Origin of the sequence: Achromobacter aegrifaciens (genome assembly GCF_902859735.1) — a bacterium.
In the GTDB taxonomy this organism is placed as follows: Bacteria; Pseudomonadota; Gammaproteobacteria; order Burkholderiales; family Burkholderiaceae_B; genus Achromobacter; species Achromobacter aegrifaciens.
The window spans coordinates 397,346-410,782 of record NZ_CADIJY010000003.1 but is presented as its reverse complement, the minus strand read 5'-3'; the positions used below and the strand labels follow the sequence as shown (position 1 = coordinate 410,782).

The window sequence follows — 13,437 nt, the reverse complement described above, 5'->3', positions numbered from 1 at the left end:
TCCCTTCAGTGAGCCGCGGCCAGGGCGGCATCCAGCGGTTCGGTTTCCTGCGCCCGCAGCAGCTTCCAGATGTGCGTGCGCAGGTGCACGAATGCCTCCATGTCCATCACGTCCTCGATCCGCTCCATGCTGTCCCAGTCCTCGCGCTTGCGCACGTCGGCCACGTTGATGATTTCCTTGATCTGTCCCGGGCGGCCGGTCAGCACCACCACGCGGTCGGACAGATACACCGCTTCTTCCACGCTGTGGGTGATGAACAGCACGGTGCGCGGATTGAGGCGGGACAACTTGACCAGTTCTTCCTGCATGACCACGCGGGTCTGGGCGTCCAGCGCGCCGAAGGGCTCGTCCATCAGCAGCACGTCGGGATCCAGCGCGTAGCTGCGGGCGATGGCCACGCGCTGCTGCATCCCGCCGGACAGCTGGTGCGGATAGGCCTGCTCGTAGCCCGCCAGGCCCATCAGTTCGATGTAGCGCGCCACGGTCCGCGCCCGCGCCTCGCGCGAGGCGCCCTTGCACTTCAAGCCGAAGCCGATGTTCTCGGTCACGGTCTTCCAGGGAAACAGCGCAAACTGCTGGAACACGACGGCGCGGTCCGGTCCCGGTTCCTCGACTTCCTTGCCACCCACCCGCACGCTGCCGGCCGAGGGAAACTCCAGGCCGGCTGCCATGCGCATCAGCGTGGTCTTGCCGCAGCCAGACGGTCCGACGATGGAAACGAACTCCCTCTCGCCCACCTCGAAACTCACGTCGTCCAGGGCCAGGAAGCTTTCCCCGCCCCGGCTGAAAGTGCGCTGCACCCGCTCGAAAGTAATCTGACTCATGCTTGCGTTCCTTTGTTGAGAGCCGCGGCCGCCGGCTTACCTGGCGACGTCGGAGACGAAGGCCCTGAGCTTGGGATCGTCCTGGATCATCTGCAGATACTTGCCCGTGACCATGGTCTTGGGATCAGGGATCTTCTTGACCACGCCCACGGACACCATGAATTCCCCCACGCTGTTCCACCACTCCACGATCTCCGAGGACCCGCCGGGGCCCGGCGCGAACAGCTTGGTCTGCTCCGCCAGGTCGAAAGCCGGACGGTCGCGCAATTCCTGCGCCAGGTACTTGTCGGGGAACTTCACGCCCACGCTGCCGAAAAAGGCTTTCAGATACGCCTTGGCCTCCTCGGGATGCGCGCGCTGCCAGGCCACCGCGCGCAGGTAAACCGCCAGGAAGCGGGCGACCTTGTCGGGATGCTTCTTGGCGAAGGCCGGCGTCGTGAACAGGTAGCTGTGGATAGGCATCTTCAGCTCGGCGCCAGTACAGATCACCTTTGCGCCTATGGCCTCTTCCAGGATGTAGGTGTTGGGCGCCCACACCGAGGAAATGTCGTACTTGCCGCTCATTACCGCGGCATTGATGTCGGGCGGCGACAGGTTCACGAAGCGGTAGTCGTCGGGCTTGAGGCCGAACTTCTGTGACAGGCATTGCGCCGCGCCCCACTGACCCGTGGAGTTGCTGGTGACCGGAATGGTCTTGCCCTTGAGCAGCGCCGGGTTCTTGAGGTACTCATCCGCCCGGTCCTTGGTGGCCATCAGCGTGATGATGGCGGCCTCGCCGTCGGCGATGCCTATGGTCTGCAGGCCGTACTTCGACGCGCCCAGCAGCGACGGAATATTGCCCGCCCCGCCCACGTCCCATGAACCGGACGCGCCCGCCGCGATTTCGACCGCGCCGGAAGCAAAGGTCGAGATCTCAGGCTTCAGGCCCACCTCCTTCCACCATCCCTTCTCGCTGGCGATGTACCACTCCAGCGCCCACCGCTGTGGCTGCTGCCCGATGCGGATGGTGAACAGTTCCTCGCCCGCCGGCGCGGCCTGGGCCGTCGCCTGTCCGGGTCCCCCCAGCCAGCACCCGATCACGAGCGCTGCCAAGGCCTTGAGGCCTTTGTAGTGTTTCATCTGTCTCTCTCCAGTATGAAATGACGCTGCCTGCACTGCCTGCCTGTACTCCCTCCTTTTTTCCCGGGTCAGCGCGACCAGTCGCGCTGCACCCTGCGCTGCAAGGCGCGCATGCCGTAGTCGATACCCGCGCCTATCAGGCCGATGGTGATCATTCCGCTGATCACGATGGCGGGTTCCAGATTGCTGCCGCCCTGCACGATCATGTAGCCCAGCCCGGTCGAACCCACGATCAGTTCCGCGCCGATCAAGGACTGCCAGCCGAACCCCGCGCCGACGCGGATGCCAGCGACGATGTGCGCCAATGCGGCCGGCAGCAGGATTTCCGTCAACGTCGCCCAGCGCCCAGCCCCCAGCATCTGGCCGGCCTCGATCAAGGCGCGGTCGATCTGCCTGGCGCCGCGATAGGCGTTCAGTACACAGGGCGCGAAGGCGCCGGCGAATATCACCAGGGTGGGCGACAGGAAGCCCGTGCCGAACCAGAAGATCGCGAACGGCACCCAGGCGATTGGGGGAATGAAGCGGAAGGCTTCGAACACCGGCGTCACCGCCCAATCCAGCGCCTTGAAACGCCCCATGAACAAGCCCAGCGGGACACCAAGCAGGACCGCGATGGAGAAGCTGATCAGGAATTTCTCCAGGCTGGCCAGCAGATGCATCTGCAGCACCGAGCCCGCATAGGGTTCGCGCGTGTGCTCGGCCATGCTGCGCAGCACCGTCAGCGGTCCAGGCAGGAAGGCCGGCGATACCAGGCCCAGCCCGGACAGCAATGCCCAGCCGCCGAACAAGGTGGCGATGCCCAGCGCCGGCATCAGCCAGCGTTCGAGCACGCGGCGCGACACGAGGGCGTGCGCGCGCGACGGGCCGGCGCGGTTCAGGCTTTCCATGGCATCACCTTGCGTTCGACCTGCGCCAGCAGGGCCGACATCAGCATGCCCATGCCGGCCACGGCGGCCATGGCCACCACGATCATTCCCGAGTTCAGGTCGCGGGTGGCGATGATCAGCACGTGGCCCAGGCCGACGAAGGAGCCGACCAGCTCGGCCGCCACCAGCACCATCCAGCAAGCCTGCAACGAGGTCCTCAGGCCCGTGAAGATGGCGGGCAACGCGCCTGGAACGATGACGTCCAGCAGCATCAGGCGGCCCGCCGCGCCATTGACCCGCGCCGCCTGGAGCAGCGTGTCGTCGATGTTGCGCACGCCGGTGTAGGTATTGATCACGGTCGGCGCGAAAGCTGCCAGCCAGATGACGAAGACCTTGGCGCTGGTGCCCAGCCCGAACCACAGGATGGTCAGCGGAATCCAGGCGATGGGCGCAATGGGACGGACGATCTGGAACACCGGATTGACGTAGGCCTCGACCAGCCGGTTCTGCCCCATCAGGATCCCCAGCGGCACGCCCGTCAGCGCCGCCGCTGCAAACCCGTACAGCACCAGTCCGGTGCTGGCCACGATGTGCTGCCACAGCGTGCCGTCGGCATAGCCGTCCCCTGCGATCTCCAGTAGTGCGTCCCAGGCATCGCTGGGCGACGGCAGCTGCACCGGACTCAACAATTCCAAAGGGCCGGTGGCCAGGTACCAGGCCAGGAGCAGCGCCGCGACCGACGCGCCGCTGACCAGCCAGCGCAGGGACAGGCGTCGACGCACCGGCGCGGGTGGAGGGGCGGGAGGCCTGGCGACGGTCATGGCGGCACTCCGATCGAGCAGGGCCAGGGCGGCCGGTACGCCCCCGACGACGGGCGGGGAAAGAGGATGGCGGGCCATGTCAATGCGTCCTCAGCACGATCTTTGCCGACGCCGCGCGTCCGCCATCGAGGTCAGAGAAAGCCCGCGCGCCCGCGCCCAGTTCGCGCTCCTCGATCCAGGACAGGTCGCCGAAGACGCCGCGATGCAGCGCGTCCACCGTGGCGCGCAGATCCGCGCTGGTGTAGGTATAGGCGCCGATGAGGGTGATCTCCTCCAGCGTCAGCCGCCGCATGTCGATCTCGCTGGCCCAGTCCTGCAGGCCGATGTGCAGCATGACGCCGCCCGGCTGCACCGCGGCCAGCGCCGCGGCGCGCGTGAGCTTGCCGCCTACCGCGTCCACCACCAGTTCATATGCGCCCGGTTCGGGTGCCGCCTCGCGCGGATCGAAGGCCGTGCAGCCCGCGTGCTGCTGCGCCGAAGCGCGCCGCAAGGGATTGGTCTCCGCCAAGCTGACGCGGCAGCCCTGGCTGCGCAGCAGCAACGCCGTCAGGAGGCCTATGGCGCCGCCGCCCACGACCAGCGCGCGGGCTTCGGCCAACGGCCGGAACAACGCCCGCTGCGCCAGTGCCACGCCGTGCAAGGCCGTGGCCGCGGGTTCGGTCAGCGCGGCCGCGGCGGCCGGCATGTCCTGCGGCACGGATATCAGGCAGCGTTCGGGTATGGCCATGAACTCGGCGAAGGCGCCGGGACGCGTCATGCCCACCATGCCGCGGTTGCGGCAGAGATTGTTGCGGCCCTGCACGCAGAAATCGCACTGGCCGCAGTGGATCAGCGGATTGCCGGTGACCCGCTGGCCGGCGCGGCTGCCGCCCACCAGCGTGCCGACGAACTCGTGGCCCAGGATCAGCGGCGGATTGCGGCGGGGATCATGCCCATGGTAGGCATGCATGTCCGAGCCGCAGATGCCCACAGCCTCGATGCGCAGCAGCGCATCGCCGTCCGCTGGTGCGGGATCGGGTTCATCGCGGAAGGTCAGCTGGCCGGGCGCGGTGTAGACAAGGGCTTTCATGGCGAGGCTCCATGGAGATGCCGGTCAGCGGGCCGAAAAGCCGCCGTCTATGAACAGGGTCTGCCCGGTTATGTAGGCCGACGCCTCGCTCGCCAGGAACACTGCCGCGCCGTGCAGGTCTTCCAGCCGGCCATTGCGGCCGATCATGGTGCTGCCCGCCAGGGCCTGCACGCGGGCCGGGTCGCTCATCACGGGCGCGGTCAGCGGCGTCTCGAAGAAGCCCGGCGCGATCGCGTTGCAGGTGACTCCGTGGCGCGACCAGTACTCGGCGATGGCTCGGGTCAGCTGCATCAGGCCGCCCTTGGACGCGCCATAGGGCGCGCTGTCAGGAAAGGCGCGCACGCACTGCAGCGAGGTAATGTTGATGATGCGGCCCCAGCCGCGTTCGCGCATGGCCGGCGCCAGCGCGCGGGTCAACAGGAACGGTGCGGTCAGGTTGATCGCCAGCGAACGGTCCCAATCATCGTCAGCCGTGTCCTCGAAGGACTTGCGCACATTGATGCCCGAGGCATTGACCAGGATGTCGGGCGCGCCGAAAGGTTGCGCCGCGCGGTCGGCAAAGTCGCGCAACGCATCGCGGTCGGCCAGATCGCAGGGCAACGCGCGCGCACGCAGGCCTTGCGCTTCGAATTCGCTGGCGGCGCAAGCCAGCTCGTGCTCGCGCCGCGCCACCAGCACCACGCTGGCGCCGGCCCGCGCCAGCGCCAGGCCAATGGCCCGGCCTATGCCGGAACTGCCGCCGCTTACCAGCGCGACGCGGCCGTCGAGGTCGAACAGGCGGGACATGTCATTCTGCATGATGGCTTTACTCCCGCACGGGTTCGCCCAGTTCGAAGGACTCTTTGGGGAAGTACTTGGCCAGGCGGTCGTCAGCCGTGCGCGCATGCGCTTCCATGCCTTCCAGGCGCGAGATCCGCGCCGTCACCTGGGCGGTGTCACGGCTGGCCTGGCGCGTCATGCGCTGCCAGGTGACGGTCTTGATGAACTTGTGCACGGATAGGCCGCCCGAATAGCGCGCCGCGCCCTTGGTGGGCAGGATGTGGTTGGTGCCGCTGGCCTTGTCGCCGAACGCCACCGTGGTTTCCTCGCCCAGAAACAGCGAGCCATAGCAGGTCAGATGCCGGAACCACCAGTCCAGGTCTTCGCAATGGACCTCCAGGTGTTCGCTGGCGTAGCGGTCCGAGACCTCGACCGCCTCTTCGCGCGTATCGCACAGCACCACCTCGCCGTAGTCGCGCCAGGCGGCGCCGGCCGCGTCCCTTGCGGTGGGCGGCAGGGCCGCGATCAGTTCGGGCACTTGCTTGAGCACCGCTTCGGCCAGCTTGCGGTCGGTGGCGATCAGCCAGGCCGGCGACTCGTGGCCATGCTCGGCCTGCCCGACCAGATCCGAGGCGACGATAGCCGGGTCCGCCGACGCGTCGGCGATGATGCAGACCTCCGAAGGCCCGGCGAACACGTCGATGCCCACGCTGCCGAAGAGCATGCGCTTGGCTTCCGCCACGAACTTGTTGCCCGGCCCGACGATGATATCGGCCGGTTTGCCGGTGAACAGGCCATAGGCCATGGCGGCGATCGCCTGCACGCCCCCCAGCGTCATCACGGCATCCACGCCCGCCACCTGCATGGCATACAGCACTTGCGGATGTATGCCCTCGCCGCGGTACGGCGTGGAGCAGGCGATGACCATGGGCACGCCGGCCGCCTTGGCGGTGGCAATACTCATGTAGGCCGAAGCGATGTGCGCGTAGCGCCCGGTGGGCACATAGCAGCCCGCCACGTTGACCGGTATCAGGCGCTGGCCTGCGACCAGGCCCGGCGCGAGTTCCAGCTCGAACTCGCGCACCGAAGCCATCTGGGCCTGCGCGAACTTGCGCACCTGGCCGGCGGCGAACTCGATGTCGCGCTTGATGCCGTCGGGAATGGACGCGGTGCGCCGTTCCATCTCGGTGGCGCCGACCAGGATGTCCCCCTCCCATTTATCCAACCGCCGGGCGTAGTCGCGCACCGCGGCCTCGCCGCCCGACTTGATGTTCGCCAGCATTTCGGCGGCGACCTCGCGCGCGGCGGCCTCATTGGCCTGGGGCTGCCTGGACGCGGACTTGAGCTTGCTTACTGCCATGGTATGGCCTCGCGGAAGAATGGATGAAGCTCAGTTGGTCTTGTTGGCGAAAGTCTTGAGCGCCGGGGTCTGGTCGACGCGCTTCATGTAGTCGTCCGTGATATAGGCCTTGGGGTCCGGCACCTCGGTGAGCGTGCCCACGCTCTTCAGGTAGCCCGACAGCGCCTCGTAGGCGTTGTCCAGCGTGGACTTGCCGCCAGTGCGCGACATCAGCTTGAGCTGCTCGTCGAGCGTGAAGATCGGCCGTTCCAGCTCCTGTCCCAGGTAACCGTCGTTGAGCTTGATGCCGTTGGCCTGGAACAGCTTGCGCAGGTAGCCCATGGCTTCCGCCTTGTTGTTCTTCTCGAAGCTGACGGCCCGCAAGTACACCGCCAGGAACTTGGCGACCGCGTCCGGATTCTGCTGGGCGAATTCACCGCGGGCCACCAGCGCGCCAGGAATCATCACGCCCGCGTCCTTGCCGCTGCACACGACTTCCGCGCCGATCTGTTCGTTGAGCGTATAGAAATTGGGCGCCCAGGTGCCGGCCAGCATGCCGTTGCCGCCGGTGTAGGCGGACACCAGCTGCGCCGGGGCCAGCGTCACCACGCTGACATCGCTGCGCTGCATGCCCCATTTCTTCAGGCAGGCCATGGTGGCGTATTCGCCCGTCGAGTTCGGACTGAGGAGGATCTGTTTGCCCTTCACTTCCTTGGCCGCGTTGCTGCGCACGGCGGCGGCGTTTTCCTTGCGCGCCATCACGCCGTTGGCGGTCGATTCGTCATTAGTGACGCCGAGGGTCACGATGCCATAGCGCTGCGCGCCCAGCACCGCGGGCGGCGACCCCGTTCCGCCCACGTCCCAGGACTTGGATGCGGCGCCGGCAATCTGCTGCGCTCCCGCCGGATACACCACGAACTCCGGCTTCAGGCCGGCTTCCGCCCACCAGTTCTTTTCCGTAGCGATGTAGATCGGCAGCGCCCAATAGGCAATCTGGTAGCTGACCTTGATGGGAGTCGGCGTCTGGGCCGACACGGACGGGCTCAACAACAAGGCGCCCAGCGGCGCCAGGCACAGACCCAGGATGCGGGGGATTCTCGACATGCTTAGTCTCCGATAGTGGATTCCGGTCTGCATGCGCGAGCTGCCGCGACATTCCCCGGATAGCAGGCCCAAATCTGCGTTCGGGCTCGTTTTTTGAAAGCGCATACAAAGAATAAGCGCGGAAGAATCTCGTTCAACCCCGAGAAAACCCTAGAGATAGACCATCGCGTTTCAATAACTGTATATTCACACCATCAAATTTCTGAAAGCGCTTTCAAAACATGAAGCGAAAGTCGGCTCCCCTATCCGGGGACACCCTGAAGTCCATCGCCGCCGCCGGCGGCATCTCGTCGGCAACGTTGTCGCGGGTGTTGAACCACCCGGAAAAAGTGCGGCCCGACCTGCGCGCGCGCGCCATGGCCCTGCTGGCCGAGGCTGGCTACGTGCCGCACGGCGCAGCCCGTTCGCTCGCTTCCCGCAAGACCCGGACCATGGGCGCCATCATCCCCACGGTGGACAGTGCCCTGTTCGCCAAGCTGGTCGACGGCATGCAGCAAGCGATCCACGAACACGGCTATCAGCTGCTGCTGGCCAGCACCAACTACAGCCCCGCGCGCGAAGCGGGTGAAGTGCGCGCGCTGATCGAGCGCGGCGTGGACGCCATGATGCTGGTCGGGCGTAGCCGCGACCCGGAACTCTACGAACTGCTGCACTCCAAGGGCATCCCCTTCGTCACCACCTGCCATTACGACGCCGCCGATTCCTGGCCCATGGTGGGCTGGGACAACGCCGCGGCTGCGCAGCGCATCGCCGACTACCTGCTGGACATCGGCCACCGCCGACTTGGCGTGATCGCCGGCATCTCCAAGGACAACGACCGCGCCGCCGACCGCGTCGCCGGCTTCACGCGCGCCCTGACGCGCCGCGGCATCGAACTGCCGCCGCAATACATCATCGAAAAGCCCTACACCGTGCCCGAAGCCCGCCGCGCAATGGCCACCCTGCTGCGCCTGCCCGAGCCGCCCACCGCGGTCATGTGCGGCAATGACATCCTGGCCTATGGGGCGCTGCAGGAATGCCTGTGGCAAAACCTGCGCGTGCCCGAGCAGATTTCGATCACGGGCTTCGACAATATCGAAATGGCGGCCCATTGCCGGCCCGGCATCACCACCCTGAACGTGCCGGCCTTCGAGCTGGGCCAGCGCGCCGCCCAGATCCTGCTGGCCGCCGATGCCGACACGCCGCCCGAAAACGTCTGCATCGAACTGGAATTGATCGTCCGCGACACCACCGCGCCGCCGCGCAGCAGCACCAGTGCGCGGCTAGGCCGCTGACCACAACGGAGCAAGCCCCATGGAACACATCGAATCACCCCGCATTGCATTCCTGGGCCTGGGCGTCATGGGGAGCGCGATGCTGCGCAACCTGGCCGCGCAAGGGTATGCAGTATCAGGCTACGACGTCGTTCCTGCAGCCATGGAGCGCCTGGCCGACACCGGCTTCCGGCGGGCCGCCACGCCACTGGACGCCGCCCGCGGCTGCGACGTGGCGATCACCATGCTGCCCACCTCGACCCACGTCCGCGACGCCTTGTTCGGCGCCGATGGCGCGGCGGCGGGCTTGAATCCGGGCGCCCTGGTCATTGAAATGAGCACGGGCGACGCGGTCGAGACGGACCGCATCGCCGCCGATCTCGCAGCCCTGGGCCTGCGTTGCATGGATGCCCCCGTGGGGCGCACGCCGCGCGAGGCGGCGCAGGGCAAGGCCTTGATCATGGCCGGCGGCGCGCAGGCCGACTTCGACCAGGCCGCGCCCATCTTCGCCGCCATGGCCAACGAGATCGTGCACGTGGGCCCTTTCGGTTCGGGCATCCGGCTCAAGCTGGTCAACAACTACATGTCCATGGTCGGCATGGTACTGACGGGCGAAGCGCTGATGTTCGCCGCCAAGCTCGGGCTGGACCGCGCCACTGTCGTCAAGGTGCTGTCCAACACCACTGCGGGGCGCGGACAGCTCCTGACCAATTTTCCCGGCAAGGTGCTGGCGGGCGACATCAGCCCCGACTTCCCCATGCGCATGGGCTACAAGGACATCAACCTGGCCATGAACCTGGCCGCCTCGGTGGGCGCGCCGCTGGGCCTGGGCGGCTACGCCCGCGAGATGTTCGCGCTGGCCAAATCATGGGGACGGCAGGAGCAGGACTGCACCGCCATGCTGCTGCTGCTCGAGGACGTGGCCCATCTGGACCGCCAGGCGACGGGGTCCGGCCATGAGTGAGCACATCGCAACCCTGCCCGCGCGGCGGCCGCGCGCATCGCGCCGCCGAATCACCGTGGGCGTGGCGGCCGTCGCCATCGCCTTTGCCGCCTGGTGGATCGTGTCGGCGCTGGGCCTGGTCAATGGCGCGCGCTTTCCCACCCCGCTCACCACCTGGCAGGCCGCGGTGCAGCTCTCGCGCGATTCCGGCTATGCCGGCGGCACGCTGTTCCAGCACATCGGCCACAGCCTGCGCCTGGTATTCCTGGGATTCCTGGTCGCGATCGGCACCGGCGTGCCGCTGGGGCTGCTGATGGGATTCAGCAAGCGCATCGACGCGCTGGTCGGGCCGGTGTTCTCGCTGCTGCGCCCGATTCCGCCACTGGCCTGGATCCCGCTGGCCATCCTGTGGCTGGGCCTGGGGGATCCGGCGAAGATCTTCCTGATCTGGGTGTCCTCGTTCACACCTGCCGTCATCAACACCTACGCAGGCGTGCGCAACATCGACCCCACGCTGATCGAGGCCGCGCGCGTGCACGGCGCGGGCAATCCCGTCCGCATGCTGCGCGAGGTCCTGATACCCGGCTCCATGCCCATGATCTTCACCGGCCTGCGGCTGTCGCTGCAGACCGCGTGGATGACGCTGGTGGCAGCCGAACTCATCGGCGCCTTCATCGGCCTGGGCAAGGTGCTGGACACCGCGGCGCTGGACATCCGGCCCGGCATGATCCTGTACGCAATGGTCTGGGTGGGCCTGTTGGGCGCGGTGATGACACGCGGACTGGAATGGATCGAAAAGAGGGCCTTGCCATGGCTACGCTGACACGCGCCTCGGGCGACCCGCCCGCCTTCACCTTCGGCTTGTCCTGCCTGGGGCTGGCCGGCTTCTTCCTGGCCTGGCATCTGCTGAGCGTGGCAGGCGTGTTCCCGCCCAACTACCTGCCCGGCCCGCTGACCGTGCTGCAGACCATCGCGCAGTACAGCAGCGAACCCTATTCCGGCGCCACGCTCTGGACGCACCTGGGCGCCAGCCTCTACCGCTTCGCCTGCGGCTTCCTGCTGGCTGCGGCGGTAGGCATACCGCTGGGCCTGCTGATGGGCTGGTACCGCTGGCTGGACGACGTGGTCAGTCCGTTCTTCGATGCGTTGCGCTTCGTGGCGCCCATCGCCTGGGTGCCGTTCGCCGGCCTGTGGTTCGGCACCGGCATCGGCGGACCCACCCTGATCATCTTCGCCGGCGCCTTTCCGCCCTGCCTGATCAGCGCCTACCGCGGCGCCAAGTTCGTCGACACGCGACTGCTGGAAGCCTCGCGCACGCTGGGCGCCAGTGGCCCGCGCATCGTGGCCGAAGTGCTGCTGCCGGCGTCGCTGCCTTCCATCCTGGCCGGCCTGCGCGTCAGCGCCGGCATCGGCTGGCAATCGCTGGTGGGCGCGGAACTGATCGTGGTGGGCAACGGCATCGGCTACATGATGGTCCAGGGGCAGCTCAACGTCGCCACCAATATCGTCATGGCCGGCATGATCGCCATCGGCATCGTCGGCATCTGCATCGACGTTGCGCTGCGCATGTTTGAACAGCGCCTGAAGGCGCGCTGGGGACGTTGATGGACCACGCAACGCCAGACTCAACCTTGTCGGTCATTGTCACGGGCGGCGCAAGCGGCATCGGCGCGGCGGTATGCAGGCGGGTGATCGAAGCGGGCGGCCACGCGGCCATCCTTGACCTCAACCAGGAAGCCGCGCATACGCTGGCGCGGGAACTGGGGCCGCGCGCGGTGGCCGCCCCGGGCGACGTGCTGGACGAGGCCGGACTGCGGGCCACTCAGGAACGGCTTGCCGCCCTCCTACCCGCGGTCAACGGACTGGTGAACTGCGCCGGTATCGCCCAGGTTCCAACCGCCATCGAAGACTATCCGGTGGAGGCCTGGGCCCGTGTGGTGGATTCCCACCTGAAAGGCACCTATATCGCCTGCCGCGTATTCGGCAGCGCGATGGCCGAACGCGGACGCGGGGCGGTCGTCAACGTGGCGTCCGTGCTGTCGTTCCGCCCCGGCCCGGTACTGGCCTATGGCCCGGCCAAGGCCGCGGTGGTAAATCTGACCGAAGCCCTCGCGGTGCAATGGGCGCGCCGCGGCTTGCGCGTCAACGCCATCGCGCCCGGCTGGACCGACACGCCCTTCCTGAAACCCAAGGAACGGCAGGGCGAGCGCGACATGACGCCGATCCTGAACGCCACGCCGCTGGGCCGCCTGATGCAGCCGCGCGAGATCGCGGAAGTGGTGTTCTTCCTGCTGTCGCCGGCGGCCTCGGTCATCACTGGCGCCACCATCCCCTGCGACGGCGGCGTCATCGCAGGATCTGGATGGGCGCCCTACGGGGGCTTTCCGCAAGCTGGCTAAGCGCGGGGCGTGGCCTCCAGCACCGCCGCGCGGAACTCCTGCATCAGCGGCGACCAGGTGGCGCCGTGGCGCGTAACCAGCGCCATGCTGCGCCGCAGAGGCCGGCCCAGCGCCACCGGCAGTTCCGCAATGCCTGGACCCAGCGCACTATGCGGCATCAGCGCCAGCAGGTCCGAGGCCGCCAACAACGCCAGCGCGCCCCCGGAAAAATGCTGCACCTCCAGCGCCGCCGCAGGTTGCGCCAGACCCGCCTCGGCATAGCGGGCCTGCAGCGCCTGACGCGCCACCGACCCCTGCATGGGCAGGATCCAGCGTTGGCCTGCCAGGTCTCGCAACGCCAGCTTGCGCCGCGACGCCAGCGGATGCTGGCGGCTGGCGGCCACGCACAGGCCGTCCTCGCGTATCGATTCCTGATGCAGCGAGCCCGGCACGTCGGCATAGATCGGCGTCACCGCAAGGTCCAGCCTGCCGCCCGCGACCTGCTCGTTAAGATCGTCCGACTGGCCTTGCGTCAGCTGCACCCGCAGCGCGGGCCGGCGCGGCAGCAGGCGGCGCAGCGCCGGCATCACCACGCTGTCCACGGTAGCGCCGGTCGCGCCGATACGCAGCAGCCCGGCCTCGCCCAGGCGCAGCTCCATCGCATTGCGCACGGCGTCGCGGTACTCCGCCCAGAGCCGCTGCGCATGCTCGCGGAACGCCAGGCCCGCCGAGGTCAGGCGCAGCCCGCGGCCGCCGCGGTCCAGCAACGCCAGCCCGGTATCAGCTTCCAGCCGTTGCAGGGACTTGGACAGCGCCGGCTGGCTGACGCCGCAGGCGGCCGCGGCGCGGTCCAGGTTGCCGTGTTCCACCACGGCCAGGAAGTACTCGATGTCGCGCAGGGACAGATTCATAATCGTTGGTTATGCATAGACTCAGCTTCAGGAATATTAAGCCGGGCCTGC

At 67.6% G+C, this 13,437-nt stretch carries 14 protein-coding genes; 5 read left to right on the top strand and 9 right to left on the bottom strand.

Features of this window, described 5'->3' with window-relative positions; translation table 11 throughout:
- Positions 1–5: 5 nt before the first annotated feature.
- The 8 genes from HV766_RS11945 to HV766_RS11910 all read right to left on the bottom strand — a co-directional run bounded on the left by HV766_RS11945 (position 6) and on the right by HV766_RS11910 (position 7,901).
- Entirely contained in the window at positions 6–824 is an 819-nt protein-coding gene (locus HV766_RS11945; protein ID WP_054450398.1) for an ABC transporter ATP-binding protein, read from the bottom strand.
- 36 nt (positions 825–860) lie between these two features.
- Positions 861–1,943, bottom strand: coding sequence for an ABC transporter substrate-binding protein (locus HV766_RS11940; protein ID WP_175181204.1), 1,083 nt, complete (start codon positions 1,941–1,943; stop codon positions 861–863).
- 68 nt (positions 1,944–2,011) lie between these two features.
- Positions 2,012–2,830, bottom strand: a complete 819-nt coding sequence (locus tag HV766_RS11935; protein WP_054450394.1) for an ABC transporter permease — start codon at positions 2,828–2,830, stop codon at positions 2,012–2,014.
- Positions 2,818–3,630, bottom strand: a complete 813-nt coding sequence (locus HV766_RS11930; protein WP_054450393.1) for an ABC transporter permease — start codon at positions 3,628–3,630, stop codon at positions 2,818–2,820. Before HV766_RS11930 ends, HV766_RS11935 begins: the two co-directional genes overlap by 13 nt.
- A 79-nt stretch (positions 3,631–3,709) precedes the next feature.
- Positions 3,710–4,699, bottom strand: coding sequence for an alcohol dehydrogenase catalytic domain-containing protein (locus HV766_RS11925; protein ID WP_054450392.1), 990 nt, complete (start codon positions 4,697–4,699; stop codon positions 3,710–3,712).
- 24 nt (positions 4,700–4,723) lie between these two features.
- The gene (locus tag HV766_RS11920) at positions 4,724–5,485 is read right to left on the bottom strand and encodes an SDR family NAD(P)-dependent oxidoreductase (protein WP_254593310.1); all 762 of its coding nucleotides are present in this window, start codon (positions 5,483–5,485) and stop codon (positions 4,724–4,726) included.
- 19 nt (positions 5,486–5,504) lie between these two features.
- The gene (hpsN, locus tag HV766_RS11915; protein ID WP_054450388.1) at positions 5,505–6,818 is read right to left on the bottom strand and encodes a sulfopropanediol 3-dehydrogenase; all 1,314 of its coding nucleotides are present in this window, start codon (positions 6,816–6,818) and stop codon (positions 5,505–5,507) included.
- A 30-nt stretch (positions 6,819–6,848) separates the two neighbouring features.
- Complete coding sequence (locus HV766_RS11910; protein WP_054450387.1) at positions 6,849–7,901, bottom strand: ABC transporter substrate-binding protein; 1,053 nt, start codon at positions 7,899–7,901, stop codon at positions 6,849–6,851.
- A gap of 221 nt (positions 7,902–8,122) precedes the next feature.
- On the opposite strand from HV766_RS11910, the gene HV766_RS11905 reads away from it, so the two are divergent.
- From HV766_RS11905 to HV766_RS11885, 5 genes are read left to right on the top strand one after another with little or no spacing between them, the layout of a single operon-like run.
- Positions 8,123–9,175 carry a LacI family DNA-binding transcriptional regulator gene (locus tag HV766_RS11905; RefSeq protein ID WP_175181203.1) on the top strand — a complete coding sequence of 351 codons (1,053 nt, stop codon included), beginning with the start codon at positions 8,123–8,125 and terminating at the stop codon, positions 9,173–9,175.
- A gap of 19 nt (positions 9,176–9,194) precedes the next feature.
- Positions 9,195–10,118, top strand: a complete 924-nt coding sequence (locus HV766_RS11900; RefSeq protein WP_054450385.1) for an NAD(P)-dependent oxidoreductase — start codon at positions 9,195–9,197, stop codon at positions 10,116–10,118.
- Entirely contained in the window at positions 10,111–10,920 is an 810-nt protein-coding gene (locus tag HV766_RS11895; protein ID WP_054450384.1) for an ABC transporter permease, read from the top strand. Before HV766_RS11900 ends, HV766_RS11895 begins: the two co-directional genes overlap by 8 nt.
- Entirely contained in the window at positions 10,908–11,702 is a 795-nt protein-coding gene (locus HV766_RS11890) for an ABC transporter permease (protein WP_054450381.1), read from the top strand. Before HV766_RS11895 ends, HV766_RS11890 begins: the two co-directional genes overlap by 13 nt.
- Entirely contained in the window at positions 11,702–12,496 is a 795-nt protein-coding gene (locus HV766_RS11885; protein WP_175181202.1) for an SDR family NAD(P)-dependent oxidoreductase, read from the top strand. Before HV766_RS11890 ends, HV766_RS11885 begins: the two co-directional genes overlap by 1 nt.
- On the opposite strand, the gene HV766_RS11880 is transcribed toward HV766_RS11885, so the two are convergent.
- Positions 12,493–13,386, bottom strand: coding sequence for a LysR family transcriptional regulator (locus tag HV766_RS11880; RefSeq protein ID WP_175181201.1), 894 nt, complete (start codon positions 13,384–13,386; stop codon positions 12,493–12,495). The genes HV766_RS11885 and HV766_RS11880 overlap by 4 nt on opposite strands.
- Positions 13,387–13,437 lie beyond the last annotated feature (51 nt).